Origin of the sequence: Nocardioides humi, assembly GCF_006494775.1 — a bacterium.
Lineage (GTDB): Bacteria > Actinomycetota > Actinomycetes > Propionibacteriales > Nocardioidaceae > Nocardioides > Nocardioides humi.
Window position 1 is genome coordinate 2,459,516 of sequence record NZ_CP041146.1, and the last position, 20,067, is coordinate 2,479,582.

A 20,067-nucleotide genomic window follows, 5' to 3' on the forward strand; every position below is an offset into this window, starting at 1 on the left:
TCACTCCGTCACGAGCGCGAGTGCCTTGGCCGGGCAGGCCCGGACAGCAGCCTCGACGACAGCGCGCTGGTCGGGTGTCGGGTGGGCCTCGAGCACGACCACCTTGCCGATCTCCTCGTTGAGGTCGAAGACGGCAGGTGCCTCCATCAGGCAGCACGCGTAGCCCTGGCAGGCATCGAGGTCGGCGGCGACGGTGAGTGACATGTCCAGATCCTTCGGCTAGTGCGAGTCCAGGAGGTGGGGCAGGTCGGGCGTGACGACGGCGAGTCGGGCCGCCCGCGGCGTGTTGCGGCTGCGCAGCGCGCGCACCTGTCCCCGGGTGACGACCGCGCTGATCCCGGGCAGGTCACCGAGCGCGAGAGCGCCGAGCGCGTCGTCGGCCCGCGATCCCCACGGCGCGTCCATGACGACCAGGTCCGCGGCCCTGCCCGGGGCCACCAGCCCGGCGTCCAGGTCCCAGACGCGGGCGCAGTTGCCCGATGCGGCCGACCAGACGAGAGCCGGGTCCATCGGCGCGAGGGACGACAGCTCGGCCACGGTCTTGAGCACACCCAACGGCATCACCCCGGTGCCCGTCGGCGTGTCCGAGCCGATCACCACCCGGCTGAACCGGCCTGCGGCCACCGCCTTCCGCAGGATGCGCACGGCCGAGCTGAGGTTGCCGGCCTGGACCAGCTGGAGCGCCATGTCCGTCTCCTCGATGATCCGGTCCACGCCGGCCTCGTCGAGTGACGTGGGACCGCCGTTGACGTGTCCGCACACATCGGGCCGGAGCCGGAGCAGGTGCTCCGGAGTGATCGGCTGGCTGCCGGGGATGCTGGCACCGCCGGAATGGCACATGACCGTCACACCGTGCTGCTGGGCCCAGCGCACCTGCGGCTCGCCGTCCGCCGGGTCCGCATAGAGACCGAAGCCGAACTTCGCCAGCCGGACCCCGGCCTGCTGGAGCTCCGCGAAGTCCTCCTCCGTCAGGTCCGGCTCGAGGACGACGGCCCCGGCATGAACCGTCATGCCGCCGGGGGCGAAGTTGTCGAAGCAGGTCTTCGCGGCGATCGCCAGCGCCTTGACTCCGGTTCGGTGATGCGGGCGGCCCTGTGCATGGATCTCCCCCGGCGAGATCACGCTGGTGATGCCGCCGTGCACGTAGCTCGCGAGGAAGTCCACCGTCTTCTGCCGGGGCGTGTAGTCGCCGAGTACGACATGGCAGTGCGAGTCGATCAGACCCGGCGCGACCGTCGAGCCGAGGGCGTCGACGACGACGTCCGCGCCGGCGACCGCTGCAGCGAGGTCGCCGGCGCGACCAACATGGGAGATCAGTCCGTCGGTGCAGATGAGGGTGTCGACGTCATCGAGCACCGGTTGCCCGTGATCCCCGGACAGGACCGCGCCGGCGTTCACGATCGCCAGGACCTGACCGGTCACGACTGCGCCTCACCCAGGGTCATGCCGCCGACGCGGGCGTTGATCCGCCCACGGTTGCTGACGGCGACGATCACGACCAGCTCGTCGGGAGCCGGGCCCGCCGGAATGCTGACCTCGACGGCGTCGTAGTGGCTGCGCACCCAGATCTCGTCCTTGAACGCCAGCGGGACGTCGATCGTCGCGCCCGGGCCGGCCATCTTGGTGGTCGAGGTGATCCACGCCCTGCCACCGCCGACGGCCTCTCGGAACGCGTCGCCGAACACGGAGGTGACCGCGGCGTTCACGTGCTCCTGCTCACCGGCGGTACCGACGAGGCCGGCCTTGCCGTAGCTCTGCACGGGCGCCTCCAGGAGCGCCGCGGCGCGCCTGCCGAGCTCACTCCCGACCTCGGCCGAGGCCGCCACGATCGGGGAGAGGTTCTCGACGTATCCCGCGCCGGCGAACGGGTTCGCGTAGATGCCGCACACCGCCACCTTGCGCAGCGGACCGTCCTCGTCCGAGCGGCCGAGCACGAGCCGCAGCTCCTCCACGTGGCTGACGATCCTACGGAGCTCGAGACTCACGGCACTTCCTTCCTGTCCTGGCATGCGCGGCGCGCATACCCCTCGGGCGGCTCACGCTAGGAGGGCACGGCGCATGACGGCGTCCCCCCACTGGGGTCTATTGGCGTCCGCCGTCGGTGCGCATGACCGTCCCGGTGACGACTCGGCTCGCCACCGGGTCGGCGAGATGGACGTATGCCGGCGCGTGGTCGGCCGGTAGCGGCAGCACCCCCAGGGCGGTGCCCGCCCGGATCCTCTCGTCGCGGCCGGCCACCTCCGCGGTCGTGGTGCGCTGGTCGAGCGACGCCAGGCCGCCGAGCCGGGTCTGGGCCGTGCCGCCCGGAGCGACGCCGTTGACCCGCACCCGGGGAGCGAGCTCGGAGGCGAGGTGGACCACGACACCGTGCAGCGCAGCCTTGGAGCTTCCATAGAGGACGCCACCTCCTTCGGCGCGGTAGGCGGCGCCCGAGACCGTCAGCGTGATCGAGCCGCGCGCACGGCTGAGGTGGTCGTGTGCCGCGCGGATCGCCAGCAGGGCGCTGAGCACGTTGCGGCGCCAGATCTCCATCGCCGCTCGCTCGAGACGGTCGGCGTCCAGGTCGAGGATCGACTGGTAGAAGTCGAAGCTGCCGACGATGCACGCCAGGTGGTCGAGCGAACCACGACGGGATGCGGCCTCGACCGCCGCGGCCAGCACCTTCGGGTCTCCCGCGTCGCCCACCATCGCCTCGACCGCGTCGCCATGCGCTGCGGCGACGTCGGAGGCCCTCTCATCGTCGTACTCGACCACGGTCACGTGACCGCCCTCGGCGACGAAGGCATCCACGACAGCACGGCCGATCCCGGACCCGCCCCCGGTCACGAGCAGGGAGAGGCCGGACAGCCGGGCGGTCATGCCCCGGGAGTCCGGGCCAGCAGCTCGGTGATGAGCTCCGGCTCCTGGTAGCTCAGGCAGTCGAGCGCGACGGCGTCGAGGTGGATCACCGTTCCCCGGCGCGGTGACCAGATCTCGAGCCGCACGCCGTTGCGTGTGTGCGCCTTGCGCACGACCACGTCCGCGAACTCGTTGGCGACCACGATCGGTCCGTCGTTGTCGGTCCCCTGCGGCACCTCGGCCGCCGACGGGGTCGGCGGGCGGCTGGCGCCCGGAGTGGCAGGCGGTTCCATGCTCGGCTCCCTGGTCACACGAAGATGGACATGTTGTGGGCGTTGACGGTCGCCTGGTCCAGGGCGGCGAGCCGGTGCACGATCTGCCAGCTTCCGCCGGCGCGACGGAGCCGGTCACGGCGCGCGACCGAGAACAGGCTCGGCGTGGGATCCTCGCCCCGGCTCCGGTAGACCAGGCAGCTCGACAACGCCACGACCTCGCCGGCCTGCTCCCCCTCCAGGACGAGCAGGTTGGTGATGAGGTGACGTGTCCGCGACGGCGGCTGCTCGGCCCAGGCGAAGTCGGTCTCGAGTCGCTGCACCCGGATCTCCAGCGTGCGCTTGGTGTCGTCGAAGATCCGTGAGCTCGGCGAGAGCTCCCACTCCGCGAGCTTCTCGCGGGTGACCCGGACCGGCATCTCGTAGTGGGCGTCGTCCGCGAACGCCTCGAGCCAGTCACGGAACCTGCGCTCGTCCAGCGCGAGTGCCTCGCAGTGCAGGAAGTGCTGCACCGAGGCGACGACCTCGGGGTCCGCAGGCGGCAACAGGAGCGCCATCAGCTCTCCTTCAGCATGTAGTCGGTGTAGGTGCCCCACAGACCACGGAAGTTCGTGTCGGTGACGTAGGGGCTCACGACGTGTCCCGGGCCGGGGAAGTCGCTGAGCGGCTCGCGCTCGATGCCCATGACGTAGGGGAACTCGAGATGCTTGGCGACCGACGAGCCGGCGACCCGGGTGAGCCGCGTCCAGTTCTCGAAGTCGTCCTGCTCGAACATGCCGGCCTGTCCGAACGCCAGCGTGTAGGCCTTGTAGGCCGCCTCCTTGTACTCGTCACTCGCTGCCGCGGGCACCAGGCACCACGACCACATCTCCATCCGGCCCGGCCCGGTCGGGTGATAGAGCCGCATCGTGCAGAACCGGACACCGGGCTCCCCCGGGACGAGGCTGAACGGCTGGATCAGGAACGACAGGTTGGGGAACACCGAGCCCACCGCCGTCCGGGTCTTGGAGAAGACCTCCATCTGCGCTGGACTGAGCGTCTCTCCCATCTGCGCGACGAGCTCCGGCGGATACCCCGCGAAGGGCGGCATCCCGGGCGTGTGCCCCAGCCCGATCCCGTGCCCCTTTCCGGGGATGTGCGCAGCCCAGCCCTGACTGTGGGTGGCTCCGGAGGACGGGAAGTAGCCGAGGTGGAAGCCGAACTGGTGGGCGACGGGCGTGTGGTAGCCGTCGCCGGAGAAGTTCTCGACGCAGATCTTCCAGTCGGTCTCCGCGACCCAGTGGTCCGGCGGGCCGTGCACGACGCTCCCGCCAGGCCCCTGCTTCAGGTAGATGTCGAGGTAGAACTGGAAGCCGCCGAGGTACTCCTCGAGGGGCTCCGCATCCGGGTCGAGGGTGCCGAAGACCAGGCCCGCATAGGTCTCCGTCCGCACCGGGACCAGCCCCCACTGCTTCCGGTCGAGCTTGCTCTCGTAGCCCTCCTTGAAGTACGGGACCCCGATCAGCTCTCCGGAGTTCTTGTAGACCCAGCCGTGATAGGAGCACCGGAAGTGGGAGGAGTTGCCCATCTCCGACTTGCACATCATGTTGCCGCGGTGCCGGCACATGTTGAGGCTCGCCTTGAGGTCCCCCCGCTCGGTGCGCGCCACGATGACGTTGTTGTCCGCGATGTAGCGGGTGACGTAGTCGCCCGGCTTCGGCACCTCGCTCTCGTGGGCGAGGAAGCACCAGACCCGCCCGAACACGCGCTCCCTCTCCCGCTCGTAGACCGCCTGGTCGTTGAAGATCCGGGCCGGCACGCGACCCTCCGGGACCCCGACCTGCATGGTCTCGAGCAGGCGCTGCACGTCACCGGCGGGCGGCGAGCTCATGCCACGACCGTCTCGGTGCCGAACCGCGCCTCCACCTCGGCGATCACCTGGCGGTAGCGCAGGATGTGGTCCTTGGTGTCCTGGACGTGCTGGGCCGGCACCAAGTCCTCCGTGTACGGCGGACGGCACTTGCCGACGTTGATGTATCCGGCCTCGTTCACCCGGATCTTCTCGAGCGGGATGTTGTACTTCGAGAACTCCATGAAGTTCTGGCCGACGAGGAACGGCTCGTGTGCCCACCGCAGCCGCTCGGTGAGCCAGCGCGCGTCCTCGGTGCGGCCGGCCCGCAGCGCGTCGCGCAGGGCCAGCACCGGGCCCGGGCCGCACGCAGTGGTCGACGACCAGGCCATGCCGACCAGCTCCTCGCCGTACATGTCCCACGCCGGCATCCAGTCGGTCTCGATCGGCATCAGCGGGAAGTGGGTGCCCGTGTGCGCCATGTCGTTGTGGTACCGGAACCCGACGGACGCACCACCGGCGTACTTGACGGCGACGACCTGCGGCAGCTCGACGAGCGTGCGGTAGACGCTGCGCGGGATGATGTCGCCGAACGCGGCGGTGTTGTCGTAGACCACGATCGCGAGCTCGGGCACGGCCTCGGCGACGTCCCGGTAGAAGCGCTCCATCACCGGACCGACCATGTTGCCCCACATCGGCCGTCCCAGCAGCGTGCCGGTGATGCCGAGGTCCGCGAGGAACCTCATCCGCGAGACGGTGTCGCGGGTGTTGAGGGTCGTGGCCCCGACGAAGACCGGGAAGGCCGGAGCGACGTCGCGCACCGTCTCCGCCACGCAGTCCGCGAACGCCTTCCACTCCTCCAGCGTCAGGGTGGCGCACTCGCCGAGCGTGCCGTTGAGCGCGATGGCGTCGACTCCGTCGGCGATCAGGGCGCGGATCATGCGCTCCGTCTCGGCCAGGTCGACCGTGTCGACGGCTTCCACCCTCTCGGCTCCGGGGAGGGCCGGGGTGGGCGGGTAGGCCATGACGCCCCGCATGTCGGCTCCGGTCACCTTGGGCAGTGCAGTCATCGTGGGAATCTCCTCGTGTTGGTTGTCTACAGCCGGGCCGCAGTCACGGCGGTCCCGGTCAGCCAGGCCGGGACGGGCTCGTACGCGAGCGTGTCGAAGCCCGTTCCCGCAGCGCCCGCAGTGACCAGCCAGGTCCTGATCTCGTGGGCGCCGTTGCCCGCCGCATCGATCTCCTCGTCGGAGTACGCCGTGAGCGCTGCCGCATCGCCGTCCTCGAGCCGTCGCAGGAAGTCACGGTCGAACGTCTCGTTGACCGAACCGGACTCGGGGGTCCCGACCCAGTGCGAGAGGCCTCCGGTTCCGAGCACCACGACCCTCCGGGCGACCGCTTGGCTCTCCACCGCGCTGCGCAGCATCTGCCCGAAGGCGAAGCAGCGGCGCGGGGTAGGCCACGGCGGGTTGACTCCGTTGACGATGACCGGGACCAGCGGGATCCGCGACTCGGGGTCGAGGTGCTTCAGGGGAACGCAGAAGTTCTCGTCGAAGGCCATGCCCCCTCGACCAGCGCGGGGTCGAACTCCGAGCGCAGCGCGAACTCGTACACGTGCCTGCCGAGCTCGGCGGCGCCCGTGTAGATGTGCTGCGGCACGCGGAGGAACTCCGCCATCTCGGCGGTCACCGGACCGAGGTAGCCCTCCGACGTCCCGACAGCGAAGGCGGGCAGATTGCCGAGGAAGAAGTTCGTGAAGTGCTCGACCGACACGGCGATGATCGCGTCCGGCTCGAGAGCGTCGATCCGCCGCCGTACCTCCGTGAACGCGTCGTCCACCGCCTTCCGCTGCGCCGGCTCGGCACGCTCGGGGAAGCCGGTCAGGCCCGGCGAGTGGGACGTGGTGAACGCCCCGACGATGCGGCCCTGCTCGGTCATCGGATGTCCTCCCCGCGGAGTCGGGCGTAGTAGTCGGCACGTTCCACGCCGAGCTGGAGTGCGCAGAAGTAGAGGAGGTACGGATTGACGCCGAGCGCGTACATCGCCGCGAAGTCCAGGGAGCGCATGGCGTCCCGCGCGGGACCGGTCACGCCGAACTCGTCGAGAACGGGGTCCGGCTCCTCCCGGTAGCGGGCGGCCAGCGCCGGATCCTTGCGGATCTGCCAGAGAAGGTGCTGGACGGAGTACATGGATCAGCTGATGATCTCGACGGTCAGCTTCTCCACCATGTCCCAGTCGATCTCGAGACCGATGCCCGGGACCTCGTTGGGCGCCACGTTCCCATCGGCGTCGATGCGGATGACGTCGCTGGTCAGGTAGTCCATCATCCCGACCGGGGCCGGGCACTCCCAGTAGGTGCACGACTCGATCGCCAGGACGCCGGCGAGGTTCGCCGCCTGCATCAACGGGAACCCGAAGGTGTGCGGCTCGCATCGGACGTGGTTGAGCTCTGCGAGCGCCGCCACCTTCCGCTGGCCGGTGATGCCGAACTGCATCTCGGCGTTCGGCCGCACGAAGTCGGTCGCCCGGTTGGACAGCCACGCCGGGAAGTCATCGAGGTCGAAGAGCATGTCGGGACCTCCGACCTGCACGTCGAGGTGCTCACGGAGCTCGCGGTAGCCGATCATGTCGTCCTGGGCGAGGGGAGTCTCGTACCAGTTGCAGCCCATCTCCTGGACCGCCCGGCCCACCCAGAGCGCGACCTGACGGTTGTAGCCGTAGGCGCCGTCGATGTCGAACATCAGCTCGAAGTCGTCGCCGAGGGCCTCCCGACTGACGCGGTACGCCTCGACGTCCCGCTTCGGATCACCCCAGATGTGCAGCTTGATGGCCGTGAAGCCCTCCTCCTTCAGTCCGAGACAGAACGGCCCGTACGCCTCCGGTGTCTCGAGCGTGATGGTGCTGGCGTAGGCGCGGATCTTGTCGCGGGTCGGGCTCAGCATCCGATAGAGGGGCTGACCGGCGAGCTTCGCGCACAGGTCCCACACCGCGATGTCGACGGCGCCGATCGTGCTCCGGCCGGCCTGACCCTTCATCGTGTTGGCGCGGATCTTCTGCCAGATGCGCTCGGGGAACCGGGGGTCCTCGCCGAGGAGCAGCGGCTTCATCATCCCTACGATCGAGTGGGCGACGGCCCGCGCCTCGCCGTGGATGCTCACTGGTTGGGAGTAGCCCTCGACGCCTTCGTCGGTCATGACCCGGACGAGCAGGCAGCCCCACTCGAACTTGCGCTTGAAGCCGAACCTGTTCTCGCCGCCGATGGGGACGACGTGGCAGGAGACGTCGGTGATCGCGACCATGGAGATCCTGTTCCTGTGAGGGACGAGGCCGGGCGGCCCGTCGAGGCAGAAGGCCGGCCTGTTGCCGGTGTCCCGAACCTACGCAGCGGAGCCGGCCGGTCACGTGCCCCGAACGGGTACCTTCTCCGACCGGGTTTCTCAGGCGCCAGCCCGGGTCAGCGCCCGTGTGCCGCGTCGAAGAAGTGGCCCACCACGTGGGGGTCGACCCGCGCGTCCAGCAACAGTGGCCCGGTCCGGTCGGCCAGCCAGACCTCGAGCGCCCCGAGGTCACCGAGGCTGCGGACGGTCGCGGCATGCCAGCCCCAGGCCCGCGCCACGTCGGCGAGCTGCATGCTCGGGTACCGGTCCAGGCGGGTGTCCTCGCCCAGCGGTCCGAAGTGGTGCACCTCGGCGCCGTACTGTGCGTCGTTGTAGACGACCGTCACGAGCGGAATCGCCAACCTGCCTGCCGTCTCGAGCTCGCTTGCGGCCATCGCGGTCCCCGCGTCACCGGCGCAGAGGACCGTGAGCCGGTCCGGACGAGCCAGAGCGGCACCGACCGCCGCCCCGAGGCCCAGGCCGATCGCCTGGTAGCGCGCGCTCGTCAGGACCACGGCCGCAGGATCCGGAACGGCGAGGAAGGTCATCGGATGTCCCATGAAGTGACCTCCGTCGACCACGAGCGTGCGTTCCGGCGGGAGCAGTCGATCCAGCTCGCGACTGAGCAGCACCGGGTGCACGACGCCGGGCGGCGTGGGGTCGGCGGGCGACCGGTACGACGGCGCGATCGCCCACGTGTCCTGGTCGGCCGGCGCCACCCGGTCGAGTAGAGCCGGCACGATCCTGGCCGCATCGCCCCGGATCTGCACGTCGTGCCGGCCGACCGCGATCCGGGGGTCGGAGTCGATGCGGACGACCCGGGTACCGGGCCCGAACAACCGTGAGCGCAAGGTCGTCCAGCGCGACAGCGACGTGCCGACGGCGAGGACGACGTCAGCCCGCGCGATCAGATCCCGATGCTCCGGCAGGGCGAATCCCCCACAGACGCCGAGGTCCTGCTCACCCGCGAAGAGTCCCTTGGCGAGTGCGGTCGTGCAGGTGGGCGCACCCAGCCGTCGGGCGAGCTCGCCGAGGTCGTCACCGACCCGGGCGGACCATGCACCGCGACCGGCGAGCACCAGCGGCCGCCGCGCGGAGCCGAGCAGCGTCATCGCCTTCGCCAGCTCCGCCTCGTCGACCGCCGCTCCTCTGCCCACGGGCGCCGGCTCGTAGGTCGGCGCGACCGACGACGCGGCCTGCAGCGACCTCGGCACCGAGACGACCATCGGTGCACTCGTTCGAACGACCTCCTCGACCACGGCGGCGAGGTCGGCCGCCGCTCGGCGCGGGTCGTCGAGTGCGCGGAACCTCACGCCGAGCGCCGCCGTGATCGCTGCCTCGTCCACATGGAACGGGGAGCCGGAGTCGCCCTCGGCCGTGTCGCCCACCAGCATCAGCATCGGCACGCGGGACTTCGCGGCCTCGACGAGGGGGGTCAGGGCGTTGGTGAAGCCCGGTCCCTGGTGGACCAGGCAGACGCCGGGCCCGGTCCCGGCAAGGGCCGCCCCGAGTGCCATCGCGGCGACCCCGCCTTCGTGCCGGCCCACGACCACGGTGCAGCCGACCGCCTCCAGCGCATGTCCGAGTCGATGGTTGCTGTCCCCGAGGATCGCGAAGACCCGGCGAGCCCCGTGGTCCACGAGGACCTGGGCCAGCACCGCTGCACCGTCGCGGCGCGCCGCGGCGCCCGCCTCATCCACCGGATGCTCGTCCACGCTGCCATCGTGGCGGCACCGGCGTCGGCTGCTGTGACCCGATCGGGTCCAATCTGCCCGGTTCCCGTCGGTGCGGTGCGGATGCCTGATTGGCTGGCCTCGTGAGCACGCCCGACCCCGTCGTCGTACCCGTCCCGGAGCTGCGCCAGTGGTGCGCCGGCGTGCTGGAGGCACTCGGGCAGGCGCCCACCAACGCCGAGGTCGCCGCCGAGGTGCTCGTCCGGACCACCGCTCGCGGGTTCCGCTCGCACGGCGTGGAGCTCTTGCCGATGTACGCCTCCTGGATGCGATCGGGTGCGGTTGTCGGGGATGCGCGACCGGAGGTGGTGCACACATCCGGGGCGGTCGCGGTCGTCGAGGCGCACGGGGCTCTGGGACAGGTAGCCGCCACGACGGCGGTCCGCGTCGCCGGCGACCTCGCCGACCGCCACGGACTCGGCATGGTCACCGTCCGTGGAAGCAACCACGCCGGGGCGCTCGGCCACTACGTGCTGACCGAGGCCGAGCGCGGCCATCTGGCGGTCGCCTGGAGCTCCGCTCCGCCCACCATGCACGCACCGGGAGGACGGGGACGTCTCATCGGCAACGGGCCGACGGCGTACGGCGTGCCGCGGGCCGGCCAGCCCCCGGTGGTCTTCGATGCGGCGATGAGCGTGGGCGCGGGCGGCAAGGTGGCCCAGGCTCGCGCTCGTGGCGAGACACTGCCCGACGGATGGATCCTGGATCGCGACGGCCGGCCGACCACGAGACCCGAGGACGCGGCGGAGGGCTCGTTCGTGCCCATCGGCGAGCACAAGGGCTTCGGCCTCGCGCTGCTCGCCGAGATGCTGTCCACCTGCCTCGCCGGCGCCACGCTGAGCGGAGACCTGCCGCCGTTGCAGCCGCCGCCGAGGACACCCTTCGGGATGGGCCACGCATTCCTCGTCATCGACGGCGACCGATTCGGTGCCGACTCGAAGGGTGAGGCGAGCCGGCTGTCGGACCTCGTCCGCGGATCGGCGCTCCGGCGCGGATCCGAGGAGGTCGTGACCCCCGGTGACCGCGCGCACGCCCGGGAGCAGGCCGCGCTGCGCGACGGAGTGGTCTTCGACGAGGCGACCTGGGCACGGCTCGAGGCAGTGCGAGCCAGCCGCTGACCGTACCCGTCCGGGGCCTGCGCACCATCCGGGCCGTGACTAGGTTGGCCAGGACCGAGAAGGAGACCCATGACGAGCAGGCCGGTTGCCGATGCCCTGTCCGGCCGGGTCGTGGTGGTGACGGGCGGCAACTCCGGGCTGGGTCTCGCCGTCGTGCGCGACTGTCTCAGCCAGGGCGCCCGCGTGGTCGCCGTCGGCCGTGACGAGCGCCGCAACGCGAGGCTCCGCGACACCGACGGCGACGCCCTCCGGGTGGTCCACGCCGACGTCACCGACCGGACGGCCGCCGAGCAGGTCGTGCACGAGACCATCGAGGTCTGGGGCCGGGTCGACGGCCTGGTCGCGAACGCCGGCATCATGCGCGGCGGGTCACTGCTCGAGCTCGATCTGGCCGACTGGGACGCCGTCCTCGCCACGCACCTCACCGGCACCCTCACCTGGGCGCGGGCAGCCGCACACGGGATGATCGCCGGCGGCAGGGGCGGCTCGATCGTCACGATCGGCTCGATGTACGCCCGGCTCGGCCCTCCGGGAGTCGCCGACTACCCCGCGGCGAAGGCCGGCGTGCTCGGACTCACCCGGTCGATGGTCGTCGATCTCGCGCCGCACCGGATCCGCGCCAACTGTGTCCTGCCGGGATTCGTCGCCGGCACCGGGATGACCGCCGGATCGCCCGGCACGGCCCACGGCGAGTACATCCGGGCCAGCACCCCCGCAGGCCGCTGGGGCGAGCCGCACGAGGTCGCGGCCGTGGTGACCTTCCTGCTCTCGGACGCGGCGTCGTTCGTCAACGGCGCCGAGATACCCGTCGACGGTGGCTACCTGGTGGCCGACCGTCCTGTCTTCTAGGAGTACCGATGCCCGTTCCGCTGTACGTCGACGGCGCCTTCGTCGAGCCCGAGGACGGCACCTACGCCGTCGTGAACCCCGCTACGGAGGAGCTCGTCGACCATGCCCCGGAGGCATCTGCGTCCCAGGTCGCCGCAGCGACCGCCGCAGCAGCAAGGGCACAGCCCTCGTGGGCCGCGATGCCGCTGGCGGAGCGGACCTCCCTCGTCGCGGCGATGGCCGGGCACCTCGTCGACCGGTCCGACGAGCTGGTGGCCCTCGTGCAGGCCGAGACGGGAGCCGTCTCCTGGTTGGCCGAGACACAGCAGTTCCGCATGGCGCTCTCCTACCTGTCGAAGTGGACCTCGCTGGAGCCTCGCGACTTCCTGCAGGCGCTCCTGCCCACCGCAGGTCCGGGGCACCGGCTCACCGGAGCGGTCGTCAACCGGGCGCCGGCCGGGGTGGTCGCCTGCATCACTCCGTTCAACTTCCCGCTGCTGACGTCGTGCGCGATGATCGGACCGGCGCTGGTCTCGGGCAACGCGGTCGTCCTCAAGCCCGCGCCGGCCAATCCGCTGGCCGTTCTCGCACTCGCCCGGGCGGCCGACGCGGTCGGCCTCCCCCAGGGGTCCTGAACATCGTCGGTGGCAGCTCGGCGCGGGTCGGGGTCGACCTGGTCGCATCACCCGACGTGCACATGGTCAGCTTCACCGGCAGCACCGCCGTGGGGGCGCAGATCGCCTCCGTGGCGGGCCGGGACATGAAACGCACGCTCCTCGAGCTCGGCGGCAAGGGAGCGGTCCTGGTGTTCGAGGACGCCGACCTCGACCTCGCCGTCGCCGGCATCGAGACGACCTGGACTCGGCATGCCGGACAGGTCTGCACCGCACCGACACGGGTGATCGCTCACGCGTCCCGGTACGCAGAGCTGCTCGGCCGGCTCGAGGAACGGGCCAAGGCCCAGGTGGTGGGCTCGCCGAGCGATCCCACCACCACGGTCGGACCCTTGACCACGGGCGCCCACCGCGACCGGGTCGCGTCGTACGTCGAGGGCGCCGGCGCCGAAGGCGGACGGATCGTCGCCCCGGCGACTCCGTTGCCCGACCGCGGCTACTACGTGGCGCCCACGCTGGTGGCCGATGCCGACCCCGGCATGCGCATCGTCCGCGAGGAGGTGTTCGGTCCCGTCGTGGCTGCCATGAGCTTCCGCCACGACGAGGAGGCGATCGCACTTGCGAACGCCTCGAGCTACGGCCTGCACGACTACCTCTTCTCGCAGGACACCTCCCGCATGTTCGACCTCGCACAGCAGCTCCGGACCGGCTACGTCAGCGTGAACACGGTCGCTCGCTCGCCCGAGGCCCCGTTCGGCGGATTCGGCGCTTCAGGCCTGGGCAGGGACGGTGGGCTGTTCAGCCTCCAGGCCTTCACCGAGCCCCAGAGCATCGTGTGGCAGGCGTGACGACCATGACGCGGACTCGCCCTCTCTTCCTCGTGACCCACCAGCTCCGCCAGCCTGCCGTCGAGGTGCTCGCCCCTGCCGTCGACGTCGTCCACGCCCTTCCCGAGGACCAGCGTGCGCTGCTCGCCTCGCCCGACGAGGACGGCGCCCGCGCTCGGCTCATGCGCGAGCGCGTGCTCGAGCTGCTGCCTGCCGCATCCGCCCTGCACTCGATCGGGCGCGTGGACGCCGAGCTGCTCGACCTCGGCTCTCGCCTCCGCGTCGTCGTCGTGCCGGGCTCCGGCTACGACAACGTCGACGTCGCGGCCGCGACCGCGCGTGGGATTCCCGTGGTCCACGCCGCAGGCTCGGCATACGAGCCGGTCGCCGAGCACGCGATCGGCCTCATGCTCTCCCTGACCAAGTGGATCGCCGTGACCGACCGGCGGGCCCACCGTGAACGACGCGGACAGTCCAACCGAGCGATGCTCCTGGGCCTCGCCCCGATGCCGTCGACCCTGCACGGCAAGACGCTCGGGATCATCGGCTTCGGGTTCATCGGCCGCTCCCTCGCACAGAAGTGTCGCGACGCGTTCGCGATGAGGGTGCTCGCCCACGACCCGTACTTCGACGAGGCCGAAGCGGCCCGCCTGGGCGTCGAGCTGTGTCCCCTGGACGAAGTGCTGGCGACCAGCGACGTGGTCTCGGTCAACTCACCGCTCACTCCGGAGACCCACCACCTCATCGGGGAGGAGCAGCTCGCGTCGATGAAGCCGACCGCACTCCTGGTCAACACCGCACGCGGCGGGCTCGTCGACACCGACGCACTGACCTCGGCACTGACCGCAGGGACGATCGCCGGGGCCGGCCTCGACGTGACGGAGCCCGAGCCCCTCCCCGAGGGGCATCCGCTGTTCTCGCTCGACAACGTCGTCCTGACGCCGCACGTCGCCGGCATCTCCGATGTCTTCATGGCGCAGAACGCGCGGAACACCTCTGCCGATGCACTCGCCGTGCTGCGCGGCGAGCGTCCACGGCGGATGGTCGATCCGTCGGTGTGGCCCGCCTACCTCGAGCGGCTGGCGGCACTCGCCTCAGACGCGTGACGAGACGTAGTCGTGGACGATGTCCCACGACACGACGTTGGTGGGGTGCAGGTTGTAGCAGTGGCCGGTCTCGGACACCTTGTGGACCTCGACGTCGCCGGTGGCTGCCCACGGTGCGGTCTCGCGATCGGCCAAGGCGGCCGGCGCGATCGGGTCGCGGTCGGCGAGCACGACGCAGACCGGGCCCTCCACGCGGTCGACCCTGCTGAGCTCGGGGCCGGTGGTGGCGCCGACCGCGTCGAGCAGCAGCTGCCGCGGGAACACCGACCGCAGGCTGGCGTTGTCCAGCTCCACGACGGCGGGATCGGCGGTCCGGGGGTCGTAGAACGCACGCTTCCGGGCAGCCGGCGGGAGGTCGACCCAAGGGTGCTGCAACGCCTCCTCCAACACCCCGGGGCCGAACGGCGACTCGTCGTCCTCGAGCGGCACGTGGCCGATCCCTGTCGTCACCAAGAGGTCGGCCGGGTGGTGGGTCGCCTGGGTCCAGACCGACACGATGCTGCCGATCGAGTGGCCGAGCAGAGCCACCCTCCGCAGTCGGAGCTGGTCCGCCAGCTCGCTGCGCGCCCGGGCGACCAGTGCCGAGATCGCCTCGGCCGCGGCGGCGATCGTCACCGCGTCGGGATCGGCGACCCGGCTGGCCGCGACGCCGAGCTGGTCGACGGCGACGACCCCGTGCCCGCGCGCGGTCATGTCCTCGGCGAACGAGTACCGGACTCCTCCGACCGACGGTGCGTTCCAGTAGCGATGGTCGTAGGTGCCGCCGTGGACGGCGACCAACAGGACCCCGGTCGGCTCGGCCCGCGGGGCGAAGTAGTGACCTGCGAGAACGCCGTCGCCGTCCAGTGCCGGCACCGTCAGGATCTGAGCCACATCAGCCATGCGGGTCAGCCAAGCATCTCCGCGGCATGCCCGCCGTGACCCGGACGGGTACTACTCGACCGGTCCGGCGTCGGGGCGCTTGCCCGCGCTCCACACCCGCTGCATGAGCTCGGCCCGGTTGCGGACGTCGGTCTTGGTGAAGATCCGCTTGAGATGCTGCTTGACTGTGTTCTCGCTGATGAATGCGCGCTCCGCGATCTGCTTGGTGGTCAGGCCGGCACTCACCAGCTCGGCGATCTCGTTCTCGCGCGGCGTGAGCACGTCCCAGAAGGGAAGGCTCTGGGGGCCACCCGACTCCTCGGTCCGGTACACCAGGGTGAGCGATGCCGCACTGCTCCCGCCGAGCTTCACCGACTTCGCGACGAGCTTGCGGCCGCCGCATCCGTCGGTGAGGTTCATCGTGGCGATCCGGCGGTTGTTGGACCACAGCTCCTGCCGGATCTCCTCGCCGTGGTCACCGACGATCTCCACGTCCGCACGGGCGTGACCGCGTGGTGGGGTGGAGGCAGCCCGATTGACGAAGATGGGCAGGCCGTCGGCGCCGATCACGATCAGGCCCTGCGGCACGTGGTTGAGCGCGTCCTCCAGGAGGGTGACCCGGCGCCCGGTCTGCTCGAAGCGGAGAGCGCGCTCCATCGCCAGGGCCAGCTGCTCCGCCACACGGCGCGCGATGGTCAGGTCCGATGACCGGAACGTGCCGTGGGAACGGCTCCGCGCGAAGGCGATCGCACCGGCGAACTGGCCCGCGATGACGACCGGGGCACGCAGCGAGTGGTGGAACCCGTCGGCCGCGAGGAGCTCGTACACGGCGGTCTGCTCCCAGGGTGTCGCCATGGGGACCCGGGAGTCGTCGACCGGTCGGCCGTACTCGCGGATGTAGGACATCACCGGATCGTCGAAGCGACCGTACTCCTGGTAGCCGGACATGAAGTCGGAGGTGACGTCGGCGACGATCGAGACGGACTCCGATGTCGTGAGGTCGTAGCGGTTGAGACCGTGACCGGCGGCATGGAGCACGTTGGGCACGTGCTCGATGTACGCCTGCTCCACCTCGCGCATCGACAAGGACCGTTGGAGCGCGCTGGAAAGCACCTCGACACCAGCTGTACGGGTCGCCATCAGAACCTGCCTCCCCGGACGCCGACCGCCACGCAGCGCCGTGAACCGAGGCTACACCGCGGTTCGCCGTACCGGAGGCTCGGCGGAGAAAGGCCCCGATCAGGTGACATCGGCGCCGGCACCGCGCTGGCTATGTTGGCGCGACGCGCAGTGAGGCGCAGTGCCGGGAGGTCACATGCATCGCGGGGTACTCATCGTCGGTGCGTCCCTGGCGGCCGTGAACGCGGCCGAGTCCTTGCGCCAGGAGGGCTACGCCGGCCCGATCACGATGATCGGCGACGAGTCCGCGCTCCCCTACTCACGTCCGCCGCTCTCCAAGGAGGGCCTCCTCGGGGCCCCGCTCACCGGGACCGTGCTCCGCACCGCGGAGTGGTACGGCGTCCAGGGCATCGATCTGCGTCTCGGCACGCGGGCGGTCGAGCTGGACGCCCGCAGGCAGCTCGTCAGGACGGCCGACGGATCCGAGGCCGCCTACGGCCGGCTGATCGTGACCACCGGGTCGTCGGCGAAGGCGGCGCCCGGCCGGGCCAACCCGCACGTCCTGAGGCTCCGCACGCAGGAGGACTGCGTACAGCTGCGCCAGGCGTTGCTCAGTGCGCGCACCTTGGTGATCATCGGCGGCGGCTTCCTGGGCCTCGAGATCGCCTCGATCGCCGTGCAGGTGGGAATCCGGTGTGTCCTGATCGAGGCATTGCCCCACCTGCTCTCGGTTCCGTTCGGGGACGAGATGGGCGACTGGTTCGGTGAGGTCCACCGGTCCCAGGGCGTCGCAGTCCGGTGCGGCGTGCCGGTGGTGGACGTCGCCGGCGTTCCCGGCCGGTTCGCGGTCCACCTCGCCGACGGCGAGGTGGTCGAGGCCGACCTGGTGGTCGCGGCCGTGGGCACCAGTCCCTCGGTCGAGTGGTTGCGGACCAGCGGCCTCGCGATCGGGGACGGCGTCATCTGCGACACCTTCGGCCAGGCATCGGTCCCGGGGGTGTACGCCGCCGGCGACGTCGGGCGGTCCTACAACGACCTCTACGACCAGCACCTGCGCATCGAGCATTGGACCAACGCCGTGGAGCGCGGCCGTGCGGTGGCACTCGCAGCCCTGGGGACCGAGCCCACGCCGTACCGCGCGGTGCCCTACTTCTGGTCGCAGCAGTACACGCACATGATCCACTTCGTCGGCCATGCGTTCGCGGCGACCGCCACCCGCCTGCGCCGGATCGACGACCGCAGCCGCGTCGGGATCTACGGCCGCGGAGCCCGGCTGTCGGCGGCACTGTGCATCAATGCGCCCCACGTCGCGGCCCGGCTGCGGGCTCACATCGCGCAGGGTCTCGGTTGGGCGGCCGCTGTCGAGGAGCTGGACTCGCTGGCGATGCATGACATGGGGTCAGCCGTCCAAGATCCCTCGATCGGGTAATGGGCGGCCGCCCTGCGCGCGACTAGCCTCGGCCAACTGGACCGCGCTCATGTCCGTGGGCGCGACACTCGACGGAAGGGACGGATCACCATGGGACGCGTCGACGGCAAGGTCGCACTCATCACCGGGGTCGCCCGCGGTCAGGGCCGCGCGCACGCGCTGCGGCTGGCCGAGGAGGGCGCCAGCATCGTGGGCTTCGACGCCCTCACCCAGTTCGACTCCGCGCCGTATCCGATGCCCGTCGACGACGACCTCGCCGAGACCGAGCGGCTCGTGACCGAGCGCGGCGGCAGGATCGTCACCCGCGTCGCCGACGTGCGCGACCTCGACCAGGTGCAGGGGATGGTCGACCTGGCGTTCGACGAGTACGGGCGCCTCGACACCGTGGTGGCCAATGCCGGCATCTGCGGCTTCGGCAAGGCATGGGAGCTCGACAAGTCGGCGTGGGACGAGATGATCGACGTCAACCTGACCGGCGTTTGGAACACGTTGCGTGCCTCGGTGCCTCGGATCATCGAGCAGGACCAGGGCGGCTCGCTGATCCTGACGGCGTCCGTAGCGGGGTTCAGCGGTATGCGGAACGTGTCGCACTACGTCGCCGCGAAACACGGGGTGGTCGGCCTGATGCGCGCGTACTCCAACGAGGTCGCGCCGCACAACATCCGTGTCAACGCGATCTGTCCGACCACGGTGGACACCGACCTGATCCACAACCCGTACTTCTACAGCCTCTTCGTGCCCGGGGTGGAGAACCCGACCCGCGAGCAGGCGGGCCAGGCGCTGATGGCGAACAAGCCCTTCAACACCCCCTGGGTCGAGACCGTCGACATCGCGAACGCCGCGCTGTTCCTGGCCTCCGACGAGGCGCGCTACATCACCGGCGTCCTGCTGCCCGTCCTGGGCGGTCCCGTCTAGCGATCCTTGGTCGCTAGGACGGGCACCGGCATCGGACACGGTGGGAGCGTCGCGGGTGCCGCGGCGCTCCCACTGTCGTTCGTGCGGCCGCCTCAGGCGGAGGCGAGCGGGACGACGTTCTCCGGCGCCACGCGGAACGCGACCTGTCCGCCGACCTCGGGCCGAGCCCGTCCCTGCAGGTCGCGCTCGGGGAGCCGGCAGCCCACGGTCGTGCCGTCGACCTGGAGCAGGAGCTCGGTGTAGGTGCCCACGAAGGTGCTGTTCAGGACGGTTGCGCGGAACACGTTGAGCTCAGCGACATCGTCGGCGATCACGACGTCCTCGGACCGGAACGCGCAGGCGACCGGGCTCTCGTCGAGCGTCTGGGCCGACACCAGGCGGCTCCCCAGGGCGGTGCCGAGCTCATGTCCGCCACCGGCACGGATGGCCGTGTCGGCGACCGGGAGGACGTTCTCGATCCCGACGAAGCGCGCGATGAACTCGGTGCGCGGCCTGGAGAAGATGTCGCGGGGGCTGCCGATCTGGGTGGCCTCACCGTCCTGCATCACCACGATGCGGTCGGAGAGGGCGACGGCCTCCTCCTGGTCGTGGGTGACGTAGACGCACGTCGTCCCGGTCTCGTCGTGGAGGCGCCGGATCTCGTTGCGCACCTGACGCCGCAGCGAGGCATCCAGGTTCGACAGAGGCTCGTCGCAGAGCAGGACCTGAGGTGACTTCACCAGCGCCCTCGCCAGCGAGACGCGCTGCTGCTGCCCACCCGAGAGCTGCGACACCGGACTGTCCAGCTTGGCGGCGAGGCCGACCAGCTCCACCATCTCGGCCGCGCGACGCCGCGCCTCCGAGCGCCGTACACCCGCCCGGCGCAACGGGTAGGCCACGTTGCCCGCGACCGTCATGTGTGGCCACAGCGCATAGCTCTGGAAGACCATGCCCAGGTCGCGCTTCTCGGGCGGGACGGTCCGGCCCCGCCCACCGTGGGCGACCAGCCGGGCGCCGATCGAGATCGTGCCCGCGGTCGGGTGCTCGAGCCCCGCCACGCACCGCAGTGTCGTCGTCTTGCCGCAGCCGCTCGGCCCGAGCAGGCTGACGAGCTCCCCCTGCTCGACCGTGAGGTCGAGCTGGCGGATGGCGGTGAACTCACCGAACCGCTTCTCGAGGCCGTCGATGGCGACTGTCGACATAGGTGCTCCAGGGTGTGTCGA

General features: G+C 70.8%; 21 protein-coding genes and 1 pseudogene. 6 read left to right on the forward strand and 16 right to left on the reverse strand.

Features of this window, described 5'->3' with window-relative positions:
* From FIV44_RS12065 to FIV44_RS12125, 13 genes are all read right to left on the reverse strand, one after another.
* On the reverse strand, positions 1–204 hold the full coding sequence (locus FIV44_RS12065; protein WP_141004645.1) for a ferredoxin: 204 nt from the start codon (positions 202–204) through the stop codon (positions 1–3).
* Between the two features lie 15 nt (positions 205–219).
* The gene (locus FIV44_RS12070) at positions 220–1,422 is read right to left on the reverse strand and encodes an amidohydrolase family protein (RefSeq protein WP_219996411.1); all 1,203 of its coding nucleotides are present in this window, start codon (positions 1,420–1,422) and stop codon (positions 220–222) included.
* Positions 1,419–1,985, reverse strand: a complete 567-nt coding sequence (locus FIV44_RS12075; RefSeq protein ID WP_219996412.1) for an amino acid synthesis family protein — start codon at positions 1,983–1,985, stop codon at positions 1,419–1,421. The genes FIV44_RS12070 and FIV44_RS12075 overlap by 4 nt, the downstream gene beginning before the upstream one ends.
* Positions 1,986–2,082: 97 nt before the next feature.
* On the reverse strand, positions 2,083–2,859 hold the full coding sequence (locus FIV44_RS12080; protein ID WP_141004647.1) for an SDR family NAD(P)-dependent oxidoreductase: 777 nt from the start codon (positions 2,857–2,859) through the stop codon (positions 2,083–2,085).
* Positions 2,856–3,131, reverse strand: a complete 276-nt coding sequence (locus FIV44_RS12085; protein ID WP_219996413.1) for a hypothetical protein — start codon at positions 3,129–3,131, stop codon at positions 2,856–2,858. Before FIV44_RS12085 ends, FIV44_RS12080 begins: the two co-directional genes overlap by 4 nt.
* Positions 3,132–3,145: 14 nt before the next feature.
* The gene (locus FIV44_RS12090) at positions 3,146–3,667 is read right to left on the reverse strand and encodes an aromatic-ring-hydroxylating dioxygenase subunit beta (RefSeq protein WP_141004648.1); all 522 of its coding nucleotides are present in this window, start codon (positions 3,665–3,667) and stop codon (positions 3,146–3,148) included.
* The gene (locus FIV44_RS12095; RefSeq protein ID WP_219996414.1) at positions 3,667–4,980 is read right to left on the reverse strand and encodes an aromatic ring-hydroxylating oxygenase subunit alpha; all 1,314 of its coding nucleotides are present in this window, start codon (positions 4,978–4,980) and stop codon (positions 3,667–3,669) included. The genes FIV44_RS12090 and FIV44_RS12095 overlap by 1 nt, the downstream gene beginning before the upstream one ends.
* Entirely contained in the window at positions 4,977–6,008 is a 1,032-nt protein-coding gene (locus tag FIV44_RS12100; protein WP_141004649.1) for a dihydrodipicolinate synthase family protein, read from the reverse strand. The genes FIV44_RS12095 and FIV44_RS12100 overlap by 4 nt, the downstream gene beginning before the upstream one ends.
* 26 nt (positions 6,009–6,034) lie before the next feature.
* Positions 6,035–6,499 (reverse strand): DODA-type extradiol aromatic ring-opening family dioxygenase, encoded by a 465-nt coding sequence (locus tag FIV44_RS33165; RefSeq protein ID WP_141004650.1) that lies wholly within the window; start codon positions 6,497–6,499, stop codon positions 6,035–6,037.
* Positions 6,466–6,876, reverse strand: coding sequence for a DODA-type extradiol aromatic ring-opening family dioxygenase (locus FIV44_RS33170; protein WP_141004651.1), 411 nt, complete (start codon positions 6,874–6,876; stop codon positions 6,466–6,468). The genes FIV44_RS33165 and FIV44_RS33170 overlap by 34 nt, the downstream gene beginning before the upstream one ends.
* Complete coding sequence (locus FIV44_RS12115) at positions 6,873–7,127, reverse strand: hypothetical protein (protein WP_141004652.1); 255 nt, start codon at positions 7,125–7,127, stop codon at positions 6,873–6,875. Before FIV44_RS12115 ends, FIV44_RS33170 begins: the two co-directional genes overlap by 4 nt.
* A gap of 3 nt (positions 7,128–7,130) precedes the next feature.
* Positions 7,131–8,237 carry a mandelate racemase/muconate lactonizing enzyme family protein gene (locus FIV44_RS12120; RefSeq protein WP_141004653.1) on the reverse strand — a complete coding sequence of 369 codons (1,107 nt, stop codon included), beginning with the start codon at positions 8,235–8,237 and terminating at the stop codon, positions 7,131–7,133.
* A 155-nt stretch (positions 8,238–8,392) separates the two neighbouring features.
* Positions 8,393–10,030 carry a thiamine pyrophosphate-binding protein gene (locus FIV44_RS12125; protein WP_181411126.1) on the reverse strand — a complete coding sequence of 546 codons (1,638 nt, stop codon included), beginning with the start codon at positions 10,028–10,030 and terminating at the stop codon, positions 8,393–8,395.
* Positions 10,031–10,131: 101 nt separating this feature from the next.
* Here FIV44_RS12125 and FIV44_RS12130 point away from each other — a divergent pair, with 101 nt between their 5' ends.
* From FIV44_RS12130 to FIV44_RS12145, 4 genes and pseudogenes are all read left to right on the forward strand, one after another.
* Positions 10,132–11,166 carry an Ldh family oxidoreductase gene (locus tag FIV44_RS12130; protein ID WP_181411127.1) on the forward strand — a complete coding sequence of 345 codons (1,035 nt, stop codon included), beginning with the start codon at positions 10,132–10,134 and terminating at the stop codon, positions 11,164–11,166.
* A gap of 69 nt (positions 11,167–11,235) precedes the next feature.
* Positions 11,236–12,015: an SDR family NAD(P)-dependent oxidoreductase gene (locus tag FIV44_RS12135; protein WP_141004656.1), complete on the forward strand. Its 780-nt coding sequence runs from the start codon at positions 11,236–11,238 to the stop codon at positions 12,013–12,015.
* Positions 12,016–12,023: 8 nt separating this feature from the next.
* Positions 12,024–13,456 (forward strand): annotated as a pseudogene (locus tag FIV44_RS32135) (aldehyde dehydrogenase family protein).
* Positions 13,457–13,461: 5 nt separating this feature from the next.
* On the forward strand, positions 13,462–14,541 hold the full coding sequence (locus tag FIV44_RS12145; protein WP_141004657.1) for a hydroxyacid dehydrogenase: 1,080 nt from the start codon (positions 13,462–13,464) through the stop codon (positions 14,539–14,541).
* Here the strand turns inward: FIV44_RS12145 and FIV44_RS12150 are convergent.
* Both FIV44_RS12150 and FIV44_RS12155 read right to left on the reverse strand, forming a co-directional pair.
* On the reverse strand, positions 14,530–15,423 hold the full coding sequence (locus FIV44_RS12150) for an alpha/beta fold hydrolase (protein ID WP_141004658.1): 894 nt from the start codon (positions 15,421–15,423) through the stop codon (positions 14,530–14,532). The two genes, FIV44_RS12145 and FIV44_RS12150, sit on opposite strands and share 12 nt — an antisense overlap.
* A 51-nt stretch (positions 15,424–15,474) precedes the next feature.
* On the reverse strand, positions 15,475–16,482 hold the full coding sequence (locus tag FIV44_RS12155; RefSeq protein WP_181411128.1) for a LuxR C-terminal-related transcriptional regulator: 1,008 nt from the start codon (positions 16,480–16,482) through the stop codon (positions 15,475–15,477).
* A 235-nt stretch (positions 16,483–16,717) separates the two neighbouring features.
* Between FIV44_RS12155 and FIV44_RS12160 the strand changes: the two genes are divergently transcribed.
* Both FIV44_RS12160 and FIV44_RS12165 read left to right on the forward strand, forming a co-directional pair.
* Positions 16,718–17,950 (forward strand): NAD(P)/FAD-dependent oxidoreductase, encoded by a 1,233-nt coding sequence (locus FIV44_RS12160; protein ID WP_141004660.1) that lies wholly within the window; start codon positions 16,718–16,720, stop codon positions 17,948–17,950.
* A gap of 90 nt (positions 17,951–18,040) precedes the next feature.
* On the forward strand, positions 18,041–18,865 hold the full coding sequence (locus FIV44_RS12165; protein WP_141004661.1) for a mycofactocin-coupled SDR family oxidoreductase: 825 nt from the start codon (positions 18,041–18,043) through the stop codon (positions 18,863–18,865).
* Between the two features lie 92 nt (positions 18,866–18,957).
* On the opposite strand, the gene FIV44_RS12170 is transcribed toward FIV44_RS12165, so the two are convergent.
* Positions 18,958–20,046 carry an ABC transporter ATP-binding protein gene (locus FIV44_RS12170; RefSeq protein WP_141004662.1) on the reverse strand — a complete coding sequence of 363 codons (1,089 nt, stop codon included), beginning with the start codon at positions 20,044–20,046 and terminating at the stop codon, positions 18,958–18,960.
* Positions 20,047–20,067 lie beyond the last annotated feature (21 nt).

Coding starts and splice junctions, on each gene's coding strand:
- FIV44_RS12065 (WP_141004645.1), bottom strand. CDS start 204: ATGTCACTCACCGTCGCCGCCGACCTCGATGCCTGCCAGGGCTACGCG.
- FIV44_RS12080 (WP_141004647.1), bottom strand. CDS start 2,859: ATGACCGCCCGGCTGTCCGGCCTCTCCCTGCTCGTGACCGGGGGCGGG.
- FIV44_RS12085 (WP_219996413.1), bottom strand. CDS start 3,131: ATGGAACCGCCTGCCACTCCGGGCGCCAGCCGCCCGCCGACCCCGTCG.
- FIV44_RS12090 (WP_141004648.1), bottom strand. CDS start 3,667: ATGGCGCTCCTGTTGCCGCCTGCGGACCCCGAGGTCGTCGCCTCGGTG.
- FIV44_RS12095 (WP_219996414.1), bottom strand. CDS start 4,980: ATGAGCTCGCCGCCCGCCGGTGACGTGCAGCGCCTGCTCGAGACCATG.
- FIV44_RS12100 (WP_141004649.1), bottom strand. CDS start 6,008: ATGACTGCACTGCCCAAGGTGACCGGAGCCGACATGCGGGGCGTCATG.
- FIV44_RS33165 (WP_141004650.1), bottom strand. CDS start 6,499: ATGGCCTTCGACGAGAACTTCTGCGTTCCCCTGAAGCACCTCGACCCC.
- FIV44_RS33170 (WP_141004651.1), bottom strand. CDS start 6,876: ATGACCGAGCAGGGCCGCATCGTCGGGGCGTTCACCACGTCCCACTCG.
- FIV44_RS12115 (WP_141004652.1), bottom strand. CDS start 7,127: ATGTACTCCGTCCAGCACCTTCTCTGGCAGATCCGCAAGGATCCGGCG.
- FIV44_RS12120 (WP_141004653.1), bottom strand. CDS start 8,237: ATGGTCGCGATCACCGACGTCTCCTGCCACGTCGTCCCCATCGGCGGC.
- FIV44_RS12135 (WP_141004656.1), top strand. CDS start 11,236: ATGACGAGCAGGCCGGTTGCCGATGCCCTGTCCGGCCGGGTCGTGGTG.
- FIV44_RS12145 (WP_141004657.1), top strand. CDS start 13,462: ATGACGCGGACTCGCCCTCTCTTCCTCGTGACCCACCAGCTCCGCCAG.
- FIV44_RS12150 (WP_141004658.1), bottom strand. CDS start 15,423: ATGGCTGATGTGGCTCAGATCCTGACGGTGCCGGCACTGGACGGCGAC.
- FIV44_RS12155 (WP_181411128.1), bottom strand. CDS start 16,482: ATGCGCGAGGTGGAGCAGGCGTACATCGAGCACGTGCCCAACGTGCTC.
- FIV44_RS12160 (WP_141004660.1), top strand. CDS start 16,718: ATGCATCGCGGGGTACTCATCGTCGGTGCGTCCCTGGCGGCCGTGAAC.
- FIV44_RS12165 (WP_141004661.1), top strand. CDS start 18,041: ATGGGACGCGTCGACGGCAAGGTCGCACTCATCACCGGGGTCGCCCGC.
- FIV44_RS12170 (WP_141004662.1), bottom strand. CDS start 20,046: ATGTCGACAGTCGCCATCGACGGCCTCGAGAAGCGGTTCGGTGAGTTC.